General features: G+C 73.0%; 22 protein-coding genes and 1 riboswitch. Of the genes, 15 read left to right on the plus strand and 7 right to left on the minus strand.

All coding sequences use genetic code 11. From position 1 onward, the window contains the following. Positions 1–107 precede the first annotated feature (107 nt). On the minus strand, positions 108–1,439 hold the full coding sequence (locus tag ACZ573_RS01475; RefSeq protein ID WP_471297614.1) for a helix-turn-helix domain-containing protein: 1,332 nt from the start codon (positions 1,437–1,439) through the stop codon (positions 108–110). Positions 1,440–1,558: 119 nt separating this feature from the next. Here ACZ573_RS01475 and ACZ573_RS01480 point away from each other — a divergent pair, with 119 nt between their 5' ends. Beyond that, the gene (locus ACZ573_RS01480; protein ID WP_471297616.1) at positions 1,559–3,175 is read left to right on the plus strand and encodes a cell division protein PerM; all 1,617 of its coding nucleotides are present in this window, start codon (positions 1,559–1,561) and stop codon (positions 3,173–3,175) included. A gap of 128 nt (positions 3,176–3,303) precedes the next feature. Here the strand turns inward: ACZ573_RS01480 and ACZ573_RS01485 are convergent, their stop codons facing one another. After that, positions 3,304–3,885: a hypothetical protein gene (locus ACZ573_RS01485; protein ID WP_471297618.1), complete on the minus strand. Its 582-nt coding sequence runs from the start codon at positions 3,883–3,885 to the stop codon at positions 3,304–3,306. A gap of 243 nt (positions 3,886–4,128) precedes the next feature. On the opposite strand from ACZ573_RS01485, the gene purN reads away from it, so the two are divergent. Then, positions 4,129–4,752, plus strand: coding sequence for a phosphoribosylglycinamide formyltransferase (gene purN, locus ACZ573_RS01490; protein WP_189733222.1), 624 nt, complete (start codon positions 4,129–4,131; stop codon positions 4,750–4,752). Then, complete coding sequence (gene purH / locus ACZ573_RS01495; RefSeq protein WP_471297620.1) at positions 4,749–6,332, plus strand: bifunctional phosphoribosylaminoimidazolecarboxamide formyltransferase/IMP cyclohydrolase; 1,584 nt, start codon at positions 4,749–4,751, stop codon at positions 6,330–6,332. Before purN ends, purH begins: the two co-directional genes overlap by 4 nt. A 137-nt stretch (positions 6,333–6,469) precedes the next feature. On the opposite strand, the gene ACZ573_RS01500 is transcribed toward purH, so the two are convergent. After that, a complete protein-coding gene (locus ACZ573_RS01500) occupies positions 6,470–7,141 on the minus strand; it encodes a hypothetical protein (protein WP_471297622.1) in 672 nt (223 codons plus the stop codon). Between the two features lie 246 nt (positions 7,142–7,387). Here ACZ573_RS01500 and ACZ573_RS01505 point away from each other — a divergent pair, with 246 nt between their 5' ends. Both ACZ573_RS01505 and ACZ573_RS01510 read left to right on the plus strand, forming a co-directional pair. Further along, the gene (locus ACZ573_RS01505; protein WP_471297624.1) at positions 7,388–8,248 is read left to right on the plus strand and encodes a bifunctional methylenetetrahydrofolate dehydrogenase/methenyltetrahydrofolate cyclohydrolase; all 861 of its coding nucleotides are present in this window, start codon (positions 7,388–7,390) and stop codon (positions 8,246–8,248) included. Continuing rightward, complete coding sequence (locus ACZ573_RS01510; protein ID WP_471297626.1) at positions 8,238–8,771, plus strand: DUF3017 domain-containing protein; 534 nt, start codon at positions 8,238–8,240, stop codon at positions 8,769–8,771. The genes ACZ573_RS01505 and ACZ573_RS01510 overlap by 11 nt, the downstream gene beginning before the upstream one ends. Here ACZ573_RS01510 and ACZ573_RS01515 read toward each other — a convergent pair. Continuing rightward, complete coding sequence (locus ACZ573_RS01515) at positions 8,758–9,327, minus strand: LysR substrate-binding domain-containing protein (protein ID WP_471297628.1); 570 nt, start codon at positions 9,325–9,327, stop codon at positions 8,758–8,760. The two genes, ACZ573_RS01510 and ACZ573_RS01515, sit on opposite strands and share 14 nt — an antisense overlap. 297 nt (positions 9,328–9,624) lie before the next feature. Between ACZ573_RS01515 and ACZ573_RS01520 the strand changes: the two genes are divergently transcribed. From ACZ573_RS01520 to ACZ573_RS01535, 4 genes are all read left to right on the plus strand, one after another. After that, positions 9,625–10,614 (plus strand): malate dehydrogenase, encoded by a 990-nt coding sequence (locus ACZ573_RS01520; RefSeq protein WP_314248294.1) that lies wholly within the window; start codon positions 9,625–9,627, stop codon positions 10,612–10,614. Between the two features lie 134 nt (positions 10,615–10,748). Continuing rightward, a complete protein-coding gene (locus ACZ573_RS01525) occupies positions 10,749–12,458 on the plus strand; it encodes a hypothetical protein (protein WP_471297632.1) in 1,710 nt (569 codons plus the stop codon). Further along, positions 12,455–12,829, plus strand: coding sequence for a hypothetical protein (locus tag ACZ573_RS01530; protein WP_471297634.1), 375 nt, complete (start codon positions 12,455–12,457; stop codon positions 12,827–12,829). The genes ACZ573_RS01525 and ACZ573_RS01530 overlap by 4 nt, the downstream gene beginning before the upstream one ends. A 3-nt stretch (positions 12,830–12,832) precedes the next feature. Continuing rightward, entirely contained in the window at positions 12,833–13,648 is an 816-nt protein-coding gene (locus tag ACZ573_RS01535) for a hypothetical protein (protein ID WP_471297636.1), read from the plus strand. Between the two features lie 6 nt (positions 13,649–13,654). Here the strand turns inward: ACZ573_RS01535 and ACZ573_RS01540 are convergent, their stop codons facing one another. Then, positions 13,655–14,146: a carboxymuconolactone decarboxylase family protein gene (locus tag ACZ573_RS01540; protein WP_471297638.1), complete on the minus strand. Its 492-nt coding sequence runs from the start codon at positions 14,144–14,146 to the stop codon at positions 13,655–13,657. 47 nt (positions 14,147–14,193) lie between these two features. Here ACZ573_RS01540 and pdxR point away from each other — a divergent pair, with 47 nt between their 5' ends. Further along, on the plus strand, positions 14,194–15,588 hold the full coding sequence (gene pdxR / locus ACZ573_RS01545; protein ID WP_471297640.1) for a MocR-like pyridoxine biosynthesis transcription factor PdxR: 1,395 nt from the start codon (positions 14,194–14,196) through the stop codon (positions 15,586–15,588). A gap of 179 nt (positions 15,589–15,767) precedes the next feature. On the opposite strand, the gene ACZ573_RS01550 is transcribed toward pdxR, so the two are convergent. Continuing rightward, positions 15,768–16,589: a DMT family protein gene (locus ACZ573_RS01550; RefSeq protein WP_471298990.1), complete on the minus strand. Its 822-nt coding sequence runs from the start codon at positions 16,587–16,589 to the stop codon at positions 15,768–15,770. A gap of 116 nt (positions 16,590–16,705) precedes the next feature. On the opposite strand from ACZ573_RS01550, the gene ACZ573_RS01555 reads away from it, so the two are divergent. Continuing rightward, positions 16,706–17,008, plus strand: a complete 303-nt coding sequence (locus tag ACZ573_RS01555; protein WP_301367082.1) for a hypothetical protein — start codon at positions 16,706–16,708, stop codon at positions 17,006–17,008. Positions 17,009–17,016: 8 nt separating this feature from the next. Next, positions 17,017–18,219: a glutathionylspermidine synthase family protein gene (locus tag ACZ573_RS01560; RefSeq protein WP_471297642.1), complete on the plus strand. Its 1,203-nt coding sequence runs from the start codon at positions 17,017–17,019 to the stop codon at positions 18,217–18,219. A 16-nt stretch (positions 18,220–18,235) separates the two neighbouring features. Here the strand turns inward: ACZ573_RS01560 and rocD are convergent, their stop codons facing one another. Further along, a complete protein-coding gene (gene rocD, locus ACZ573_RS01565; RefSeq protein ID WP_471297644.1) occupies positions 18,236–19,441 on the minus strand; it encodes an ornithine--oxo-acid transaminase in 1,206 nt (401 codons plus the stop codon). 131 nt (positions 19,442–19,572) lie between these two features. Next, a riboswitch (ZMP/ZTP riboswitch) is annotated at positions 19,573–19,663 on the plus strand. A gap of 34 nt (positions 19,664–19,697) precedes the next feature. On the opposite strand from rocD, the gene ACZ573_RS01570 reads away from it, so the two are divergent. The 3 genes from ACZ573_RS01570 (at position 19,698) to ACZ573_RS01580 (ending at position 22,986) form a co-directional block, all read left to right on the plus strand. Beyond that, a complete protein-coding gene (locus tag ACZ573_RS01570; protein ID WP_471297646.1) occupies positions 19,698–20,966 on the plus strand; it encodes a serine hydroxymethyltransferase in 1,269 nt (422 codons plus the stop codon). Positions 20,967–21,251: 285 nt separating this feature from the next. Next, complete coding sequence (trpS, locus tag ACZ573_RS01575; RefSeq protein WP_301367079.1) at positions 21,252–22,265, plus strand: tryptophan--tRNA ligase; 1,014 nt, start codon at positions 21,252–21,254, stop codon at positions 22,263–22,265. 97 nt (positions 22,266–22,362) lie between these two features. Beyond that, positions 22,363–22,986, plus strand: coding sequence for a 2'-5' RNA ligase family protein (locus ACZ573_RS01580; protein ID WP_471297648.1), 624 nt, complete (start codon positions 22,363–22,365; stop codon positions 22,984–22,986). Positions 22,987–23,051 lie beyond the last annotated feature (65 nt).

Raw genomic sequence — 23,051 nt, forward strand, 5'->3', positions numbered from 1 at the left:
TACCCGCCCCCCCCCCCCCCCCCACCCCCACCCCCCCCCCCCCCCCCCCCCCCCCCCCACCCCCCCCTCCCCCCCCCCCCCCCCCACGCCCGTTCGCATGCCCGTCGTCATTCGACCTTCGGTGCGATCCGCGCCGGTCCGGCCTCCGGGTCGGCGAGCAGCTTGTCGTGGAGCTTCCTGCTCCGTTCGGTGAGCTGCTGGGGGCCGGCGAGCGGGGGCACGCCGGAGACGCTCTCGCCGGGTGCCAGCGGGGGTTCGTAGTGGGTGGGCGCGGTCATGAGCGTGTAGGCCGTCGAGACGGCGATCATCGCCGTCAGGCTGAGGGTCGCGCGGGTCCACAGCCGGGTGCGCCGCTCGCCGCCGCCGCGGACGGCGGCCGCCGTCCGCGGCTCGAGGTCGACGGCCGGCCGCAGCGCGGTGAACAGGTCGCGCAGCAGCGCGGACTGCTTCTCGAGCGGTGCGTCGGCCAGTTCGGGGATCCGGTCGGCGAGGTCGGCGTGCGCGTGCACGAGCCGGTGGCCCGCGGTGGGCGTGGTGGCCTCGGTCTCGGCCGCGGTGTCGGGGAGATCGAGACCGACGCCGTCGTAGAGCAGGACGGTACGGCGGTTCGCGGGGGGCAGCGAGAGCAGGGCGTCGAGCAGGATCCGGTCGGCGGGCTCGGCGGGCGGCTTGTCGGGATGGCGGTGGGCGCGCCGGAACCGGTGCCAGGGGGAGAGCGCGTACTCGTACACGATCGCGCGCACCCAGCCCACCGGGTCCGGGTCGGTCGCCACCTCGGGCCATCGGTCCCAGGCCTGGACGAAGGCCTTCTCCACGGCCTCCAGGGCGAGCGCCCGGCGGCCGGTGAGCAGGTAGGCCTGCCGGGCGAGGTCGCGGGCGGCGTGGGCGTAGAGGGCGTCGAAGGCCTCGGCCGGTCCCGGTACCGGGACCCTTGCGGGGTCCTCGGCGGGGTCTTCGGCGGGGATCTCGTCGGGCTCGGTCCGCCCGTCCGCCGCCTGCGCGTCCGAGGCCGGTCCGTCCGAGGCCGGTCCGTCCGAGGCCGGCCCGTCCGAGGCCGGCCCGTCCGAGGCCGGCCCGTCCGAGGCCGTTCCGGCCGTGGTCGGTCCGTCCGGGACGGGTGGGCCTGCGGCGGGTGGGTCCGCGGCGGGTTCCTCCGCCGCCCGGGCCGTCTTCGTCTCCCCGGGCGCCCCGTCGGGACCGGCGTCCTGCGGCGGGGCCGCCAGGCGCGCCAGGAGCTGCGTGTACAGCTCGCGCTTGCGCCCGCGGGGGGCCGTGCGGCCCGATTCCCAGGAGCGGATGGTCGCCGCGGTGACCCCCGCGGCCGCGGCGACCTCATCGTGCGTCAGTTCCGCCGCCTCGCGCAGTCTGCGGCGCTCCTTGGGGGCGGGCAGGCTCAGCTCCGAGTCCTCTGAGGAGGTCGTCTCGACGCTTCGTGTCATGCCACACTCCCCGCGAACCGGCCGCTCTGGGCGAAAAAGTACATAAACGTATATTGAGCGACACCACGGGCATTCGCCTGTTACCCGTCCATAGCGCGTGTCGTTGGCACCATGGCGGGGTGACCCAAGTGACCGAACGCGGGACCCCGTTGTCAGCGGCCCCGCGAGCCGGCGTGCGGCGCCGTTCACCGGCCGCCGCCGCATGCGTCGTGGGCGGCGCCGTGGCGGCCGGACTCGGGCTCGGCTTCCTCGCCGTGCTCGTCATCGTGCTGTGGATCAGCTCCCCCTACCCCGACAGCGGCCCCGGCGGGGCCCTGCACCTGGCCGCCGGGCTGTGGCTGCTCGCCCACGGGACCGAGCTGGTGCGCTACGACACCCTGTCCGGCGTCCCCGCCCCCGTGGGAATGACGCCCCTGCTCCTCGTCGTGCTGCCCGTGCTGCTGATGCGGCGGGCCGCCCGGCTGGGGAGCGCCGCCGAGGAGGACGACGAGGTGCTGCCGGCCGGAGCCGTGTTCTCGGCCGTGCTCTGCGGATACCTCGCCGTCGGCGCCCTCGTCACGGCGTACGCCGCCGGCGGTCCCATGTCGGCCGACCCCATCAGCGCGGCCTGGCACATCCCGCTGGTGGCCGTACTCGCCGCCGCAGCCGGGGTGTGGGGGGCCCGGGGGCGTCCGCTCGGGCCGTTGCCGTCCTGGCTGCCCGGGGGCGTACGGAAGGCTGTCGTGCGCCCCCGTTACGCGCTGGCGCTCCGGGCGGGCGCGGGCGGTGCCCTGGTGCTCCTGGGCGGCGGCGCGCTCGTCGTCGGCGCCTCGCTCGCGTGGCACGGCGCCGAGGTCCAGGCCTCGTTCCTGTCGCTGACCGGGGTGTGGTCGGGCCGCTTCGCCGTCCTGCTGCTCGCCCTCACCCTGATCCCCAACGCCATGGTCTGGGGAGCTGCCTACGCGCTCGGGCCCGGCTTCGCCCTGGGCGCCGACGTCACGGCCACCCCGCTCGGCTTCCCGGGCGCGCCGGGACTGCCCCGCTTCCCGCTGCTGGCGGCGCTCCCGGCCGAGGGCCCGGGGACTCCGCTGACCTGGGCGGTCGCCGGGGTTTCGGTGGTCGCGGGGCTCGCCGTGGGCTGGTTCGCGGTACGCCGGGCACGCGAGGTCTCGTACGGGGAGACCGCGCTCACGGCGGCCCTCGGCGCGGTGGTGTGCGGCCTGGCGATGACCGGGCTCGCGGCGGCCTCGGCGGGGCCGCTGGGCTCGCGGAGGCTGTCGGAATTCGGCCCGGTGTGGTGGACCACCGGGGTGGCGGCCTTCGCCTGGACGGCGGTACTGGCCGTGCCGCTGGCGGTGGCGGTGCACGCGTGGCGGACCCGCCCGGCCATCGGGCCGTCCGCCCTGGATGCCGATGCCGATGACGCGGTGGCGGGGGACGACACATGGCACGACAGCGGGGTGCGGGAGATCCGGTGGGCGGCGATGCGGAAGGCTGCGGGGGCGCTGATTCCGGACATGGCGACGCCGGTGCCTCCGGCGGTTCCGGCGGTTCCTGAGGCTGTGCCTGGGGGGCGGGGGCCGGGGCGGCGGGCCGTGACCGTGGTGTCCGGGCTGGATCTGGATCCGGGCCTGCTGGTGGCGAAACCGGCCGAGTCGGCCGAGCCGGTGCTGCCGACCGAGGCGGTGTCAGTGCCGTTGGCTCCGCCGGTGGTTGGGGCGCGGGTGCTGGCCCGGCGGAAGCCGCCACCGGAGTAGGCCGTTCGGGTGCGCCGCCGTTGCCGGGGCTCCGCCCCGGACTCCGCGCCTCAAACGCCGGCGGGGCTGAAGTAGTGCGGCGAGGTTGAAGTGGTGCGGCGGGGCTGGAATGGCCCCTGGTCGGAGTGTTACTGGCGGACCTTCAGGACGTCGCCGACGACGTTGTCCGGGAGGAGGGTGTTGCACTGGAGTTCCGCCGACTTGGTGAGGGCGTCGTCGCGGCAGACGTAGAAGTCCTTGTAGGCGAGCTGCAGGGCGTACGAGCTGAACGCCAGCAGGATCGCCAGTGAAGCCGTGACCAGGCCGCTCACCGCCGCGGTGCGCTGGGGGCGGGCCGCGGGGCCCAGGGCGTCCAGGCCGGCCGGCGCCGCCGGCGCGCCCTCGGCGGTCGCCGGTGCGGGCTTGCCGCGCAGCGCGCTGATTCCCCAGTAGAGGGCGAGTGCCCCGAGCAGCAGTCCCACCGACGGGATCCCGAAGATCCCGAAGAAGAAGCCCCACATGCCGGCCAGCAGCGCGTAGCGGGCGCGCCGCTGGATCGGGTCCGTCGGGTCCCAGCGCGCCGGTCCCCGTTGGCCGTCCGAGTCCTTCGGGCCGTCGCCGTTCCCGTCACCACCGCTGCGCGGCTGCCACGGCTGGTCGGGCCGGCCTTCCGGCGGAGCCGCGAAGGGGTTGTCGTCGGTGGGGGGGTCGGGTTGACGGCGGTCCGGCATCGGGTGTGTTTCTTCCCCTGTGTCATGGACGTCACGGGGACGTCGTGGCGAGGTGAGGCCAGTTTGCGGCTTGTACGCCAGACGCTACCGCCCGGCCGTCCCCCCGTCCCTCGGGGGCTGTCCGGTGTACCGGTATCGTTGCAGGCGGTCGGTGGCTTCGTATGGTTCCCCATATATCGGTACCCCGAAGTTTCGTATGACCACACAAGACGAACACCGCAATCCCGCGAGAAAGGGCCTCCCATGGCCGCCTCCCGCCTGGTCGTGCTGGTCTCCGGTTCCGGCACCAACCTCCAGGCCCTGCTCGACGCCATCGACGCCCACCCCGGCGGATCCGAGGGCTTCGGCGCCGAAGTCGTCGCCGTGGGGGCCGACCGCGAGAACATCGCCGGCCTGGAGCGGGCGGAGAAGGCGGGGATCCCCACCTTCGTCTGCCCGGTCAAGGGCTACGGCAGCCGCGCGGAGTGGGATGTCGCCCTCACCGAGGCGACCGACGCGTACGCGCCGGACCTCGTCGTGTCCGCCGGATTCATGAAGATCGTGGGCAAGGTGTTCATAGACCGCTTCGGCGGCCGGTTCATCAACACCCACCCCGCCCTCCTCCCCGCCTTCCCCGGTGCGCACGGCGTACGGGACGCCCTCGCCTACGGCGCGAAGGTCACCGGCTGCACGGTCCACTTCGTGGACAGCGGCGTGGACACCGGTCCGATCATCGCCCAGGGTGTGGTCGAGGTCCGGGACGAGGACGACGAAGCCGCTCTCCATGAGCGCATCAAGGAAGTCGAGCGCCAGCTGCTCGTCGATGTCGTGGGGCGTCTGGCCCGGCACGGCTACCGCATTGAGGGACGAAAGGTAACAATCCAGTGACCGCCGTAGAGAGCAACGACCCGACCACGACCCAGCGGCCGATCAGGCGTGCGCTCGTCAGTGTCTACGACAAGACGGGACTGGAAGAGCTGGCCCGCGGGCTGCACGAGGCGGGCGTCGCGCTCGTCTCCACCGGCTCCACCGCGTCGAAGATCGCCGCCGCCGGGGTGCCCGTCACCAAGGTGGAGGAGCTGACCGGCTTCCCCGAGTGCCTGGACGGCCGGGTCAAGACCCTGCACCCGCGCGTGCACGCCGGCATCCTCGCCGACCTGCGCCTGGAGGACCACCGCAACCAGCTCGCCGAGCTGGGCGTCGAGCCCTTCGACCTGGTGATCGTCAACCTCTACCCCTTCCTGGCGACCGTCCAGTCGGGCGCCACCCCCGACGAGTGCGTGGAGCAGATCGACATCGGCGGCCCGTCGATGGTCCGCGCCGCCGCCAAGAACCACCCCTCGGTCGCCGTCGTCACCAGCCCGGCCCGCTACGCCGACGTCATCGCGGCGGCCCAGGGCGGCGGCTTCGACCTCACCGCCCGCAAGCGGCTCGCGGCGGAGGCCTTCCAGCACACCGCCGCCTACGACGTGGCCGTGGCCTCCTGGTTCACGAACGCGTACGCGCCGGAGCCGGAGGCGGTCCTGCCCGAGTTCCTGGCCGGCGCCTGGGAGCGCAAGTCGACCCTGCGCTACGGCGAGAACCCGCACCAGGCCGCCGCCCTCTACACGGACGGGCAGCCGGGCGGACTCGCCAATGCCGAGCAGCTGCACGGCAAGGAGATGTCCTTCAACAACTACGTGGACACCGAGGCCGCGCGCCGTGCCGCCTACGACCACGACGAGCCCTGCGTCGCGATCATCAAGCACGCCAACCCGTGCGGGATCGCGGTCGGCACGAATGTCGCCGCGGCCCACCGCAAGGCGCACGCCTGCGACCCGCTGTCCGCCTTCGGCGGCGTCATCGCCGTCAACCGCCCGGTGACCGTCGAGCTCGCCGAGCAGGTCGCGGAGATCTTCACCGAGGTCATCGCCGCCCCCGCCTACGAGGCCGGCGCGGTCGAGATCCTGGCCAAGAAGAAGAACATCCGCGTCCTGAAGGTGGACGGCACCCCGCACCAGCCGGGTGACCTCAAGCCCATCTCCGGCGGTGCGCTGCTCCAGCAGAGCGACCTCTTCCAGGCCGAGGGCGACGACCCGGCGAACTGGACCCTGGCCACCGGCGAGGCCCTGTCCCCGGCGGAGCTCGCCGAGCTGGCCTTCGCGTGGAAGGCCTGCCGGGCCGTCAAGTCCAACGCGATCCTGCTCGCCAAGGACGGCGCCTCGGTCGGCGTCGGCATGGGCCAGGTCAACCGTGTCGACTCGGCGAAGCTCGCCGTCGAGCGGGCGGGCGCCGAGCGCGCGCAGGGCTCGTACGCCGCGTCCGACGCCTTCTTCCCGTTCCCGGACGGGCTGGAGATCCTGACGGCCGCGGGCATCAAGGCCGTGGTCCAGCCGGGCGGTTCGGTCCGCGACGAGCAGGTCGTCGAGGCCGCGCAGAAGGCCGGTGTGACCATGTACTTCACCGGGACCCGGCACTTCTTCCACTGAGTCCGGCCCACGGCCCTGACCCACGGCCCTGACCCACGGCCCTGACCCACGGCCCTGACCCACGGCCCCGATCTACGGCGAAGGCCGCGTCCCGCACTGCGGGGCGCGGCCTTCGCCGGTTCTGCGGACGGGCGGGGTCAGTAGCTCGGGCGCTTGAAGTAGTCGCCGGCCTTCGCGAGGCCGATGACGATCGTGAGGCCGAGGGCGAGGGAGACCAGGGCGGGCAGCACGGCGATGGCGGTGGGGCCGCCCGAGTGCTCGCTGGCACCCGCTGCCACCAGGTTGAACAGCACGCTGATGACGGCGAAGAAGGTCTGGATCGAGCCGTAGACGATGCCGGAGACGCGCACCCCGTTGCGGCCCTTGCCCATCTTGGCCGCCGTCAGGAACGCCCACAGGGCCAGGCCGATCAGGAAGAGGCCGCCGATGACGAAGCCGACGCCGACGGCGGCGCCCGCCTCTTCCGCCGAGGAGCTGGAGGAGCCCGAGAGGGCCGAGGCGAAGACGGCGCCGCCGATGATCACCAGCAGGCCGAGCAGCGCCTGCAGGCTGCCCAGGATGAAGAGGATGACGCGGGCGGCCTTGGCACCGCCCGGCATCTCCATGTGGGCCCCGGGGTATCCGCCCGGACCGCCGGGGTAGCCGCCGGGCCCGCCCGGGTAGCCCAGCGGGGCCTGCTGCGGGTAGCCGTAGCCGCCCTGCGGCGGGATGCCCTGGGGTGCCTGCTGGGGGTAGCCGTAGCCGGGCTGCCCCTGCGGGGCCTGGGGCGGCTGCTGTCCGTACGGATTGTGCGGTTCGCCGAAGCTCATGTTGGGGTGTTCCTCCGTGGAAGTGCGGGGACGCACGGCATGAGCGCGGAGGAATCCTGCACGGTGCGGTCCCGCCCCCCGGCACTGCCCGCGGCACATCAGTCATTTCATCGTGGTCCGACGGGCCCGGGCTTGTCCAGTTGGTTGTGGAACGGCCGGTGACTTGTTGTGCAAGTGCAATGAACCCTGAGCCCCCGTGAGTGCCTTGAGTGGAACCGGGGCCACCTCATCCGGGAGGATGGGGGCATGACCGCCCAGATTCTCGATGGCAAGGCCACCGCCGCCGCGATCAAGTCCGAACTGACCGCCCGCGTGGCGGCCCTGAAGGCCCGGGGTGTCACCCCCGGCCTCGGCACCCTCCTGGTCGGTGACGATCCGGGCAGCCGCTGGTACGTGAACGGCAAGCACAAGGACTGTGCCGAGGTCGGCATCGCCTCCATCCAGCGCGAACTGCCCGCGACGGCCTCCCAGGAAGACATCGAGGCGGTCGTCCGGGAGCTCAACGCCAACCCGGAGTGCACCGGCTACATCGTCCAACTCCCGCTCCCCAAGGGCATCGACACCAACCGGGTCCTGGAGCTGATGGATCCGCTGAAGGACGCCGACGGCCTGCACCCCATGTCGCTCGGCCGGCTGGTGCTGAACGAGCCGGGACCGCTGCCCTGCACCCCGTACGGGATCGTCGAACTGCTGCGCCACCACGGCGTCGGCATCAACGGCGCGCACGTCGTCGTCCTCGGCCGCGGGATCACCGTCGGGCGCTCCATCGGCCTGCTGCTGACCCGCAAGTCCGAGAACGCCACCGTGACGCTCTGCCACACCGGTACGCGCGACCTCTCCGCGCAGCTGCGCCAGGCGGACATCATCGTCGCGGCGGCCGGTGTCCCGCACCTGGTCAAGCCGGAGGACGTGAAGCCGGGCGCGGCCGTGCTCGACGTGGGCGTCAGCCGCGACGGGGAGGGGAAGATCGTCGGTGATGTGCACCCCGGCGTGGCCGAGGTGGCCGCGTGGATCTCGCCGAACCCGGGCGGGGTCGGCCCGATGACCCGCGCGCAGCTGCTCGTCAATGTCGTCGAGGCGGCGGAACGGACCACCAGTGCAGGCTGAACCGGACGCGGAGAACGCGGCGGGCGGCGGGGCGGCCCGGGCGAACGGCACCCCCGTCGCTCCGGTCGTGCCCGCGAAGCCCGTCGTGCCCGGTGCGCAGGCCGGTCCCGCCGCGGCCGGGGCCGAGCCGGTGGCCAGGTCCCGCCGGTTCCCCTCCATCACCCGGGACACCGCGCGCCCCGAGGGCAGCGGCCGTGCCGTACCCGGGGCCGTGTCCACGCCGGCCCGTCAGTGGCCGATGCTCAGCGTGCTCACCGCGACCGCGGTCGGGCTGCTGGCCACGGCCTTCGGGCACCCGCGGGTCGGCTGCCTGGCCATCGGCGTGGCCCTGATCGCGGCCTCGGTGATGCGGCGCGTGCTGCCCTCGGTGGGGATGCTCGCGGTGCGCTCCCGCTTCACGGACATGATCACGTACGGGCTGCTGGGCGTGGCGATCACGCTGCTCGCGCTGGTGATGGCGGCGCCCAAGCCGTGGCTGGTGATCCCGTTCATGGAGGATGCGGTCCGCTTCACCGTGCGGTGAGCGGCGCGGGCGGTGCGGGTGGCGCGGCCGGTCCCCATGGCATGAGCGACGTGAGCGACGTGAGTGCGGCCAGGGTGGCCGCGACGGCCGGCTGGGTCTCCGTGCCCGCCCGGACCAGGACGTCCAGCGTCCGCCCCGGGCCCGGCAGCTCCCGTACGGCGACGCCGGGCGGCGGGACGTCGCACAGCAGCTTCGGCAGGATCGACACGGCCTGCCCGGTGGCGACGAGCCAGAGCCCGGACCGCAGATCCGCGCACTCGTGCGCGATGCGCGGGGTGAATCCGGCGTTGCGGCAGGCGTGCAACAGCATCTCGCGGCAGCTGCTCGGGGCGGGGGCCGAGACCCAGGCGCTCCCCCGCAGCGCGCCGAGCCCGTCCCGCCCGTAGGCGGGGAGCAGGGCCTGCGGCAGGGCCAGGCACAGCGGATCGTCGAAGAGCGGCACCGCGGTGGTCCCGGCCGTGGGCGGGGCTCCGAGCAGCGGGTAGACGTAGGTCACCGCCAGGTCCAGGCGGCGCTGCCGCAGCCACGGCACGGCCTCCTCGGGGTCGGCCTGCACGCTGCGGGGGGCTTCGACGCCGTGCCCGTGGCCCGCACGGCGAACGCCTACGTCAAGTCGGTCGAAGGGCACCGGACGGGCCAGATCTTCCTGGTCGAATAACGGTCCGAGGACCGGTCGGACCTTCGAACATCGGGGTCCGTGTGCCGTGCACCACACGGACCCGGGGATTAGCCCGGTCCCGGGTCGGATAGCCTGACCGCGGATGTCTCTTCACGTCAAGATTTACTGGGGAGCGGCGTCCTCCAGCACATGGGGCAGGGACGCCCCACCGCCAGCTGTCTAACGGAGAAGGCCATGACCCGCACTCCCGTGAATGTCACCGTCACCGGCGCCGCCGGCCAGATCGGCTACGCGCTGCTCTTCCGCATCGCGTCCGGTCACCTGCTCGGCGCGGACGTGCCGGTCAAGCTCCGTCTTCTGGAGATCCCCCAGGGCATGAAGGCCGCTGAGGGCACCGCCATGGAGCTCGACGACTGCGCCTTCCCGCTGCTCGCCGGCATCGACATCTTCGACGACCCGAACCAGGGCTTCGACGGTGCGAACGTCGCGCTGCTCGTGGGCGCCCGCCCGCGTACCAAGGGCATGGAGCGCGGCGACCTGCTCGCCGCCAACGGCGGCATCTTCAAGCCGCAGGGCCAGGCGATCAACGCGCACGCCGCGGACGACATCAAGGTCCTGGTCGTGGGCAACCCGGCCAACACCAACGCGCTCATCGCGCAGGCCGCCGCCCCGGACGTACCGGCCGAGCGCTTCACCGCGATGACCCGCCTGGACCACAACCGCGCGATCTCGCAGCTGGCCGCCAAGACCGGCAGCACCGTCTCCGACATCAAGCGCCTGACCATCTGGGGCAACCACTCGGCGACCCAGTACCCGGACATCTTCCACGCGGAGATCGCCGGCAAGAACGCCGCCGAGGTCGTGGGCGACGAGCTGTGGCTGGCCGACACCTTCATCCCGACCGTCGCCAAGCGCGGCGCCGCGATCATCGAGGCCCGTGGCGCGTCCTCGGCCGCCTCGGCCGCCAACGCCGCCATCGACCACGTGCACACGTGGGTCAACGGCACCGCCGAGGGCGACTGGACCTCGATGGGTATCCCGTCGGACGGCTCCTACGGCGTCCCGGCCGGTCTGATCTCCTCCTTCCCCGTCACCTGCAAGGACGGCAAGTACGAGATCGTCCAGGGCCTGGACATCAACGAGTTCTCCCGCACCCGCATCGACGCTTCCGTCCAGGAGCTGGCGGAGGAGCGCGACGCGGTTCGTGAGCTCGGCCTGATCTGATCCGGTCTCCGGACCCGATCCGCTCTTCCGAAAGGCCCCGGCGCACTGCGCCGGGGCCTTTTGGCGTGATCGCGCCTGTCGCGTTCCTGATGATCGCCTTATCGTTTCCCTCCGCACACCGAAAGGGGGATTCGGTGACAAGCACCGTGGACGACAGAACGCCTGTGCACCCTTCGCTCAGCGAGGCCGGCCGGCTGCTGTGCGCCGGGAACTATCTCGACGCCGCGTACCGCGACCGGGTGATCCAGGAGCTCTATGTCCACGAGGAGCGCTTCGTGGCGCCCTCCTACGGCTTCGACGCCGCCCGCGTCCTCGCCCACGCGCTCCAGGCCCGCCGCGCCGAAGCGGCCTGGGCCTTCGCCGTCCTGGCGGTGTGGGGCCTCGGCCTGCTGCTGGCCCAGCCGCTCATGCTCTATCTGCTCATCCCGGCCGCCTTCCTGAGCGGCGCCGGGCGGATCACGCGCCGCCGGAAGAAGACAGGACGTGGCAGTCGCTTCCTCGAACTCCTCCTGCGCGGCTGCGGCTCCGTGCTACTCCTCGGCGTCGGCCTGGGCGTGCTGGTCGGTGCGATCGAAGGTCATACGGGCGTGGGAGGGGCCGACGATTCGGTCCTGATCTTCCAGCTCATGCTGCGCTTGTTCGAGGTGGATCCGTTCGGCACCCTCTTGGCGATGCCCCTGCACGGCGGCGGAATCGCGAGCCGCTACGCCTGGGCCGCCCTGATCGTCTTCGCCCTGCTCACCCTGGTCGTCGGCCTCCAGCGGGGCCACTTCGCCCGTGTCATCAGCACCTCGCTCAGCCGGACCCGGTACGCCGACCCGAACGCCGACCCCGCCTCCGGCAGCCGGTTCGCCCGGACCCGCGACCGGATCCTGCGGACCCAGCACAGCCGCCTGGTCATCTACAACGTCGACGATCCGTTCTGCGGCGCCGGCGCGGCCTACCGCCCCTGGCACCTGTCGGTCGAGCTGCGCCCCCGCACGGACGGGGTGGAGCCCGAACCGCTGGACAACGAGCGGATCGTGGCCCGGATCCGGCCGCGGCTGGAGGCCCTGCGCGTCCCGTCGCCGCACGGCTCACCGGAGGCCGAGCAGGCCGTACTGGACCGGCTGCGGGAACTGGTCGTCGACGAGTGCGTGTTCCTCCCGGCCTCCGGACTGCCCGCGGCGCACGAGCCGGACCTCTCGGACCGGGCGTTCGACGTCCACCGGGCCGGAGCCGTGGAGGAGGGCGGGGAGCGCCGCCGCCACTTCCTGCGGGTACGGGTCGGCGGCTGGGACGAGAACCTCGTCATCACCGTCTTCGTACGCGTCCACACCCAGGGCGGGATGCTGATGCTGGAGGTGGCGCCGCACGTGCTGCTGCCCGTACGGCCCCAGTTCCAGGAGGCCGACGACGTGGCCCGGCGCCACCTGCGGAACAGCCCCTTCGCCAAGGCGGTCTGGGCGCTGAGGCACGCCCCGCGCTCGCTCCCCAAGGCGCTCACCACCCTGTCGGGCGGCAGCCGCGGCCCGTGGCAGATCGCCACGGGGGGCCACGGCGGCGCGCTCCCGGCCGGTCCGGCCGTGTCCGTACGCGAGCTTGCGGCGCAGGAGGACGCCTCGCTGTTCCAGCTGATGGACCTGGACCGGTACCTGAAGACCATCCAGGACCGGATCGTCGGCGGCGTGACCCTGGCCCTGCACGAAGCGGGCTGGCACACGGAGGAGTTCGCGCAGCGCGCGGTCACCGTGGCGGAGGGCGGCGTGTACATCCAGTCGGTGAGCCACAGCGCGTTCAGCGTGGGCGGCAGCGGACACCACAATCGGACGAGCCACCACACGAGCAGGGGAGAGCGGCAGTGACGCACGACGGAGGAAGCGGGGAGGTGCGGATCAACCGCATCGAAGGAAGCACCTTCAGCATCGGCGGTACCGACATCACCAACACCACCGTCCACCAAGGCGGTACGGGGGCGGGCGCCCCGGGCGCGGCCGAACTGCTGGAGGCCGTACGGGAGCTGCGCATCGCCCTTGTCCACCTGCCCCGCAGCGCCGACCGGTCGGCGCTCGACGCCGAACTGGACGAGGCCGCCGGGGAACTGGAGGAGGCCGGGGAGATCCGGCCCGGCCTGCCCGCCCGGCTGCGGGCCGCGCTCCGGCGCTGGGCCCCGGTGGTGGACTCGGTGAACGCGGCGGCCGCCCTCGGCGGGCTGCTCGCCTCGCTGGGGAGCTGACCGGTGGCCACGGGCGGCGGTGCCCACTGGAACCCGCAGTCGCAGCGCTGGGAGTGGGCGGATCAGCCGCCCCCGCCCCCGCCCTCCTACCCGCCCCCGGCCCCGCCCTCGTACCCGCCCCGCCCGCAAGGGGGCGGCCAGGGCGGCCTGGGCGGTCCGGGCCGGGAGCGGTCGTGGAAGGTCCCGCTGCTGGTGGCCCTCGGGGCCGTGGTGGTGGGCGGCTGCGCCGTGGCGGGATGGTTCGTCCTGGGCGGCGGGGAGCCGAAGGCACCCGCCGCGGCCCCGTCGGCTTCGGGTACCCCGGCCCCGCCGTCCGGTACGGGTCCGGGCGCGGCCCCGTCCGCAGCCTTTCCCTCGCCGTCCTCCGCGTCGCCCTCGGTCCCGCCGCCGTACACGGTGGTCCGCGACGACGGCGGCTTCTCGGTCGCCGTCCCCACGGGCTGGGAGCGCAGCCGCGACGAGGACGGCAGCGGCTCCTTCTACCGGCCGCCCGGGGATCGTAGTGCGCTGATGCAGTTCTTCCGTGTCACCGAGTCGGACGGCGTCGGAGCGTGCGAGCTGCTGCGGACCTCCTCGCAGGCCCTCGGAAGCCGTCCCGGCTACCAGGAGGTCTCCATCGGTCCGGCCGCCGGCGGGTCCTGCGAGCTGGTGTACGAGTACGACAACCAGGAGTCCCACGGACGCCGCCGCGCGATCGAGCGGATCACCGTCGCCCCGGACGGCAGGCGGTGGGCGCTGCTGGCGGCCGGTCCGGCCGCCGACGGCGCGGCGGTACGCGCGAACCTGACGGCGGCCGTGGAGTCGTTCAGGACGGAATGACCACTCCTACTTGTACATGCCCGGGGTGTAGTGGCCCGGCACCAGGCGGGTGGTGACGCCGATGCGGTTCCAGACGTTGATCGTCGCGATGACGGCGATCAGCTGGGCGAGCTCGCGCTCCTCGAACTGCTTGGCGGCCTTCTCGTAGACCTCGTCGGGCACGAAGCCGTCCGTCAGGACGGTGACGGCCTCGGTGAGCTCGAGCGCGGCGAGCTCCTTCTCGGTGTAGAAGTGCCGTGACTCCTCCCAGGCACCCAGCTGGATGATGCGCTCGACGCTCTCACCGGCGGCGATCGCGTCCTTGGTGTGCATGTCGAGGCAGAAGGCGCAGTGGTTGATCTGGGAGGCCCGGATCTTGACGAGCTCGACCAGGGAGGGGTCCAGGCCCTTCTTGGAGGCGATCTCCAGGGCGAGGACGGCCTTGTAGACCTCGGGGGCGAGCTTCGCCATCTGCATGCGCGGGGTGTGCTCGGGGGCGTGTTCGTGTGTGGTCGTCATGTGATCCACCCTAGGAGCCAGGCGGCCCACCGATATGGTCCATATCCATGACGGAAACGTGGGCCACTTCCGGCGCCGACCTGCACCTGGACCTCACCGCCGGACGCGGCCTGCGGGCCGGGCTCACCGAGGCCCTGCGCGAGGCCGCGCGCAGTGGGCGGCTGGCGGCCGGCACCCGGCTGCCGTCGTCCCGCACCCTCGCCGCCGACCTGGGCATCGCCCGGAACACGGTCGCCGAGGCGTACGCCGAGCTCATCGCCGAGGGCTGGCTGACGGCCCGCCAGGGATCCGGCACCCGCGTCGCCGAACGGGCCCGCCCGCGCCGGCCCGCGGCCGCCGCCCCCGTACGGCGCCCCGCGCGCAAGGGGCCCGCGTACAGCCTGATCCCCGGCTCCCCGGACCTGGGCGGCTTCCCGCGCGCGGCCTGGCTGTCGGCGGCCCGGCGGGCGCTGACCGACGCGCCGAACGAGGCCTTCGGGTACGCGGCCGACCCGCGCGGCCGGATCGAGCTGCGGAGGGCGCTGGCCGGATACCTGGCGCGGGCGCGCGGGGTGTACGCGGACCCCGAACGGATCGTGCTGTGCGCGGGCTTCCTGCACGGGCTGGAGCTGCTGGCGGGCGTACTGCGGGCGCGGCGGGTGCGGGAGGTGGCGGTGGAGGGCTACGGCCTGGACTTCCACCGGGACCTGCTGGTGCGGGCCGGGCTGCGCACGCGCCCCCTGGGCGTGGACCGGGAGGGGGCCCGGACGGGGGAGCTGACCGCGGCGGCGGGAGCGGTGCTGCTGACCCCGGCGCACCAGTTCCCGACGGGCGTGGCCCTGACCCCGGCCCGGCGGGCCGCCGCGGTCGACTGGGCCCGGACCACGGGCGGGCTGATCCTGGAGGACGACTACGACGGGGAGTTCCGCTACGACCGCCAGCCGGTCGGTGCGCTGCAGGGCCTGGACCCGGACCGGGTGGTGTACCTCGGGACGGCCAGCAAGTCACTGGCCCCGGGGCTGCGGATGGGCTGGATGGTGGTCCCGCCGGGGCTGCTGGAGGAGGTGCTGGCCGCCGGGCGGCCCACGGAGTGGGCGTGCGGCGCGCTGGACCAGCTGACGCTGGCGGAGTTCCTCACTTCCGGGGCGTACGACCGGCACGTGCGCGGGATGCGGCTGCGGTACCGGCGGCGGCGGGACGAGCTGGTGGCGGCGGTGGGGGACCGGGTGGGCGTGTCGGGGATCGCGGCGGGGCTGCACGCGGTGCTGGACCTCCCGGAGGGGCTGGAGCGGTCGGTCCTGCAGTCCGCGGCCTGGCAGGACCTGGCCCTGCACGGGCTGGGGCGGTTCCGGCATCCGGATGCGGATCCGGCGCCGCGGGATGCGGTGGTGGTGGGTTACGGGACGCCGTCGGACAGCGCGTGGGGGCCGACGCTGGCCGCCTTGGCCGCGGCGCTGCCGTGACCTGCGGCGCCGTTGCGGGGGCGCTGCCCCCGAACCTCCGCGCCTCAAACGCCGGCGAGGCTGGAAGATTGCCCAGCGAGGCTGGATTTTCCAGCCTCGCCAGGGGGCACCTCCCAGCGGTAGCTGGGGGAGTTTGAGGCGCGGGGTTCGGGGCGGAGCCCCGACACGGCGGGCACCGGTCATCGCTCCGCCGGGGCCGACGGTTCGCCGAAGCGGGCCAGGGCCAGGGAGCCGGCGACCGCCACCGCGAAGCCCGTCACCGCCAGCCAGGCCAGGCCCTCGCGGGTGCTGTCGCCGAGCCAGGCCACGCCCACCACCGCCGGGCCGATCGTCTCGCCGAGGACCATGCCCGCCGTCGCCACCGTCACCGAGCCCCGCGCCAGGGCCGAGGTGAGGAGCAGGAAGGCCGCGCCGCCGCCCAGCAGGAGGGCATACAGGGCCGGGTTGTGCAGGTCCCACGGGGAGTCGATGAGCCGGACCGAGACCTCCACCACCCCGAAGCCCGTCCCCGCCGCGACGCCGAGGACGAGCGCCCGCGGCCCGTCCGGGAGCCGGCCCGCGACCACGCCGACCAGCAGCACCAGCCCGGCCACCACCAGCATGCCCACTTCCAGCGCCGTCGACCCGGTCCCCGTGCCCTCCTCCCCGGCGGAGAGCCCGAGCATCAGCAGCCCCGCGCACACCACCGCCACCGCGCCCCACTCGGTCCGGGACAGCCGCACCCGCAGCAGGCGCGCCGCGACCACCGCCGTCACCGCCAGGCTGGCCGCCAGTGCCGCCCCCACCGCGTAGATCGGGACGTGCCGCAGGGCGATGATCTGGAGCACGAAGCCGGCTCCGTCGAGGCCCAGACCCGCCAGGTAGCGCCACTGCCGAACGGCCCGCAGGAACAGTGCCGTGTCCACTCCGGACCCGGTTCCGGGCTCCGCCGCCCGCGCCGCGACCGCCTGCAGCACCGAGGCCGTACCGAAGCAGACCGCCGCACCGAGCGCGCAAATCATCCCAATCAACACGAACTGACTCTAGGTCACGGATCTCACGGCGGCCGGATTCCATCGGCCGGTGGCCCCGCTCTACTCTGTCGGCAGCACGCGAGGCCCCAGGGGGAGCAGCAGACATGGACAGCAGCAGCACCAATCAGCGCCGCATGCGCTCCGGCGCCGTCGCCCTCGGAGGCATGGGCCTGCTCGCGGCCACGCTCGTGGCCTGCGGCAGCAGCGACGAACCGGACAAGCGCTGTGCCTCCCGCTCGACGCTCAACCAGCTGAACAACAAGGAGTGCAAGACCGGCGGCACCGGCGCCTACTACTACGGCGGCTACGTCAGCTCCGGCAAGGTCGCCGGCGGCAGCTTCGACAAGTCCGCCGTCACCCGCGGCGGCATCGGCGGGCACTCCAGCTCCGGCTCCAGCGGCGGCTGACCGAGACCATGCAGCGGCACAGCATCGAGCCACGTCCCGACTGGCAGAAGACCGTCGAGGAGCAGGGTCTGATCTATCCCCTGACCCGCTACCCCGACGACTCCCTGCGCCCCTACTGGGACGAGAGCGCGTACTACTCCTTCTCGCTCCCCGAGGTCGAGGCCCTGGAGAACGTCGTCGAGGAGCTGCACGCCATGTGCCTGGCCGCGGCCGCGCACATCGTCGAGCACGACCGCTTCGCCGACCTCGGCATCACCGACCCGAAGCTGGCCGCGCTGATCGCCGAGTCCTGGCGCCGCCGCGCCGAACAGCCCTCCCTCTACGGCCGTTTCGACCTGCGCTACGACGGCAGCGGCAGCCCCGCCAAGATGCTGGAGTACAACGCGGACACCCCCACCTCCCTCGTGGAGGCGGCCAGCCCCCAGTGGTTCTGGATGGAGGAGCGCTTCCCCGGCGCCGACCAGTGGAACTCCCTCCACGAGCGCCTCGTCGACGCCTGGCGGCGCCAGGCCGAGCTGCTCCCTCCCGGCCCGCTGCACTTCGCGCACTCCGAGACCGACGAGCTCGGCGAGGACCTGATGACGGTCGCCTACCTCCAGGAGACCGCCGAGCAGGCCGGCCTGGACACGCACGCGCTCTCCGTCGAGCAGATCGGCTGGGACAGCCTGTCCGGCCGGTTCGTGGACGAGAAGCTCCGCTTCATCCGCTCCTGCTTCAAGCTCTACCCGTGGGAGTGGCTGGCCACGGACGAGTTCGGCCCGCAGGTCCTCGGCACGTACGACCACGGCGGCGGCTCCGGCTCCACCTGCTGGATCGAGCCGCTGTGGAAGATGCTGCTGTCCAACAAGGCGCTGCTCGCGATCCTGTGGGAGCTCTTCCCGGAGCACCCCAACCTGCTGCCCGCCTACCTCGACGGCCCGCGCGAGCTCGCCGAGCCCGGGTCCGCCGGCTACGTGGCCAAGCCCCTCCTCGGCCGTGAGGGCGCGGGGGTCACCCTGCACGAGGCGGGCGACGGCGGCGAGCCCTTCGTACCGGAGGAGGGGGAGCGGTACTGCTTCCAGGGCCTCGCCCCGCTGCCCGACTTCGACGGCAACCGGGTGGTGCTCGGCGCATGGGTCGTCGAGGACGAGGCGGCGGGGCTCGGCATCCGCGAATCGGCGGGGCCGGTCACGGACGAGTACGCCCGCTTCCTGCCCCACGTCATCCTCTGACCGAACCGGGGAAGCCCTACACGCCGAGCACCGACCGGAGCTGGCCCAGTCCCCAGTCCAGGTCCTCCTTGCTGATCACCAGCGGCGGGGCGATCCGGATCGTCGACCCGTGGGTGTCCTTCACCAGCACCCCGAGCTCCATCAGCTTCTCGGAGATCTCCCGGCCGGTGCCCCGCGACGGGTCGATGTCGACGCCCGCCCACAGCCCGCGCCCGCGTACGGCGGTCACCGCGCCCCCGCCGACCAGCAGGTTCAGCTCCCGGTGCAGGTGCTCGCCCAGTTCGGTGGCGCGGCCCTGGAACTCGCCGGTCCGCAGCATCGCGATGACCTCCAGCGCGACCGCGCACGCGAGCGGGTTCCCGCCGAAGGTGGACCCGTGCTGGCCGGGCCGGAACACGCCGAGCACGTCCCGGTCGGCGACCACGGCCGACACCGGCACCACGCCGCCGCCGAGCGCCTTGCCGAGGATGTAGACGTCCGGGACGACCCCCTCGTGCTCGCACGCGAAGGTCCGGCCGGTCCGTCCCAGCCCCGACTGGATCTCGTCCGCCATGAACAGGACGTTCCGCTCGCGGGTCAGCTCCCGTACGCCGCGCAGGTATCCGGCGGGCGGCACCAGCACCCCCGCCTCGCCCTGGATGGGCTCCAGCAGCACGGCCACCGTGTTCTCGGTGACGGCATGGGCCAGCGCGGTGAGGTCCCCGTACGGAACGATCTCGAAGCCCGGCGTGTACGGGCCGAAGTGATCGCGGGCGTCGTGGTCCGTGGAGAAGGACACGATGGTCGTGGTGCGCCCGTGGAAGTTGTCGGCGGCGACCACGATCTTGGCGTGCCCGTCCGGGACGCCCTTGACCTCGTAGCCCCACTTGCGGGCGGTCTTCACGGCCGTCTCCACGGCCTCCGCCCCCGTGTTCATGGGGAGCACCATCTCCTTGCCGCACAGCGCGGCGAGCTCGGTACAGAAGTCGGCGAAGCGGTCGTGGTGGAAGGCGCGCGAGGTGAGCGTGACCCGTTCCAGCTGGGCGCGGGCGGCGTCGATCAGACGGCGGTTGCCGTGCCCGAAGTTGAGGGCCGAGTACCCGGCGAGCATGTCGAGGTATCTGCGGCCCTCGACATCGGTCATCCACGCGCCTTCCGCGGACGCGACGACCAGGGGCAGCGGATGGTAGTTGTGCGCGCTGTGCGCGTCTGCGGAGCGGATGGCATCAGCAGTTGTCGACACGGGGTCTCCGATCGTCCGTCCGGCGGGGTGGAGCGCCGGGTGAAGCGGTGACGAGGGTGGCGTCACCTTCTTATCGTCGCTCGTATCCCGGACGCAGAAACCTCTCTCCCGGCGCGCCCGCTAAGGTGTCCGGTACGCACGGCGACTGGCGTACGGAGAACCAACTCCGGGGGAGTCGTGCGCGCTCGACCGCATACAGGGCCGCTCGCCTGGGCCTCGCGGGGTACCGATCACATCGACCCCGGAGGAGCCCGCCATGTCCGCGAGCCGCCATCCCGCCCTTTTCGCCACCGATCCCGAGCTGGCGTCCTTCGTCGCGGCGGAGGAAGTACTGCAGGCGCAGACCCTGCGCCTGATCCCCAGTGAGAACTACGTGTCCGCGGCCGTCCTCGAAGCCTCCGGCACCGTGCTGCAGAACAAGTACAGCGAGGGCTACCCCGGCCGCCGCTACTACGAGGGCCAGCAGAACATCGACCGCGTCGAGGCGCTGGCGATCGAGCGGGCCAAGGGCCTGTTCGGCGTGGACCACGCCAATGTGCAGCCGTACTCCGGCTCGCCCGCCAACCTGGCCGTGTACCTGGCCTTCGCGAAGCCGGGCGACACGGTGATGGGCATGGCCCTGCCGATGGGCGGGCACCTGACGCACGGCTGGGGCGTCTCGGCGACCGGCTCCTGGTTCCGGGGCGTGCAGTACGGCGTCCGCGCCGACACCGGGCTCATCGACTACGACGCGGTGCGCGAGCTGGCTCTCGCCGAGCGGCCCAAGCTGATCTTCTGCGGCGGTACCGCCCTGCCGAGGACCATCGACTTCGCCGCCTTCGCGGAGATCGCGCGGGAGGCGGGCTCGATCCTGGTCGCCGACGTCGCCCACATCGCGGGCCTGATCGCGGGCGGCGCGCACCCGTCCCCGGCGGACCACGTCGACGTCGTCTCCACCACCACGCACAAGACCCTGCGCGGTCCGCGGGGCGCGATGCTGATGTGCCGGGAGGAGCACGCGAAGGCCATCGACAAGGCGGTCTTCCCGGGCCTGCAGGGCGGCCCGCACAACCAGACGACGGCCGGTATCGCGGTGGCGCTGCACGAGGCCGCGCAGCCGTCCTTCGTCTCGTACGCCCACGCGGTCGTCGCCAATGCCAGGGCGCTGGCCGCGGCGCTGCTGGAGCGGGGCTTCGACCTGGTCTCGGGCGGTACGGACAACCACCTGATCCTGATCGACCTGACGGGCAAGGACGTACCGGGCAAGATCGCGGCCAAGGCCCTGGACCGGGCGGGCATCGTCGTGAACTACAACACGGTGCCGTTCGACCCGCGCAAGCCGTTCGATCCCTCGGGCATCCGCATCGGCACGCCGTCGCTGACCTCGCGGGGCCTGTCCACCGAGCACATGCCGCTGGTGGCCGACTGGATCTCGCGCGCGGTCGACGCCGCCGCGAAGGGGGACGAGCCGGCCCTGGCCGCGATCCGCGCGGAGGTCACGGACCTGATGGCGGCCTTCCCGGCCCCTGGGCTCCCGCTGTCCTGACCTGCGGCCCGGCTGCTGGGGCTCCGCCCCGGACCCCGCGCCTCAAACGCCGGCGAGGCTGGATTTTCCAGCCCGCCCGGCGTTTGAGGGCGTCCCTCGGCCGCCCGCGCAGCACCGCGCAGCGGTGTCGGCACGGGGCGGAAAGCGGTCGCTCGGCCGGGGCTGGATCCGGACGGGCCGCTACCGCCCGGTACTCCGGCGCCGTAGGGACGGGGTCGCGGCGACCCGGAACGATCCGGCCAGTGGCGGGCACGGGGCCGCCCCCGCACCTGAGAGAATGAAGCCATGGCTTCTGATCGTCCTCGCGCGCTCTCCGGTATCCAGCCCACCTCCGGTTCGTTCCACCTCGGGAACTACCTCGGAGCCATCCGCCAGTACGTCGCCCTGCAGGAGACGCACGACGCCTTCTACATGGTGGTCGACCTGCACGCGATCACCATGCCGCAGGATCCGAAGGATCTGCGTGCGAACACCCGCCTCTCCGCCGCCCAGCTGCTGGCCGCCGGCCTGGACCCCGAGCGCTGCACGCTCTTCGTCCAGAGCCACGTGCCCGAGCACGCGCAGCTCGGCTGGGTCATGAACTGCATCACCGGCTTCGGCGAGGCCAGCCGGATGACCCAGTTCAAGGACAAGTCCGCCAAGGGCGGCGTCAACAGCGCCAGCGTCGGCCTGTTCACCTACCCGATCCTGCAGGTCGCCGACATCCTGCTGTACCAGGCGAACGCCGTCCCCGTCGGCGAGGACCAGCGCCAGCACATCGAGCTGACCCGCGACCTCGCGGAACGCTTCAACCAGCGCTACGGCCGGACCTTCACCCTCCCCGCCGCGCACATCGTCAAGGAGGTCGCGAAGATCTACGACCTCCAGGACCCGGCGATCAAGATGTCGAAGTCCGCGTCGTCCCCCAAGGGCCTGATCAACCTCCTCGACGAGCCCAAGGTCACCGAGAAGAAGATCAAGAGCGCGGTCACCGACACCGAGGCCGAGATCCGCTTCGACTCCGAGAAGAAGCCCGGCGTCAGCAACCTGCTCACGATCTACTCCACCCTCACGGGCGAGACGATCACCGAGCTGGAGGCCAGGTACGAGGGCAAGGGCTACGGCGCGCTGAAGACGGACCTGGCCGGCGTGATGGTCGATTTCGTCACACCGTTCAAGAAGCGGACCCAGGAGTACCTGGACGACCCGGAGACGCTGGATTCCCTCCTGGCCAAGGGCGCGGAGAAGGCCCGCGCGGTCGCCGCCGAGACCCTCGCGCAGGCCTACGACCGCCTCGGCCTGCTGCCCGCCAAGCACTGACGAACGCAACTACGGACAGAGAGCCCTGGCACGAATGGGGGTGCTGCCGCCACACTGGGGCGGCAGCAGTCCACAGCGACAAGCGGAGGAGAGATACGTGGGGACCGTAACGCTCGGCGTTTCGATCGCGGTCCCGGAGCCGTACGGCAGCCAGCTCCAGGAGCTGCGCGCGGGCTTCGGGGACGCTGCCGCGCACGGCATCCCCACGCACGTCACCCTCGTCCCGCCCACCGAGGTGGAGGCGGACCGGCTCCCCGCGATCAGGGCCCACCTGGTCGACGTCGCGGCCGCCTTCCGGGCCTTCCGGATGCGGCTGGCCGGCACGGGAACCTTCCGCCCCCTCTCGCCGGTCGTCTTCGTCAAGATCGCCGAAGGGGCGGCGGGCTGCACCCGCCTCCAGAGCGAGGTCCGCGACCCCCAGGGCCCGCTCGACCGTGAGCTGGCGTTCCCGTACCACCCGCACGTCACGGTCGCCCACGGGATCTCCGAGGAGGCGATGGACCTGGCGTTCACGACCCTCGCCGACTACGCCGCCGAGTGGATCTGCGAGGGCTTCGCGCTCTACGAGCAGGGCTCGGACGGGGTCTGGCGCAAGCTGCGCGAGTACCCGTTCGGGAGCGGGCCGAACTGCGTCCCGGCGCAGGCGGGCTCACCCGCCGACCAGGCCGCCGAGGCGGCGGGCACGGCCGGGGCCGCCGGGCCGACCGGAGCGCCGTCCTGACGGGCCGGGCGCGGGGCCAGGGGCAGGCACAGGGCCAGGGGGAGCCGGGCGATGCGCCGGGCACG

This window comes from Streptomyces sp. NPDC040545 (assembly GCF_055595065.1).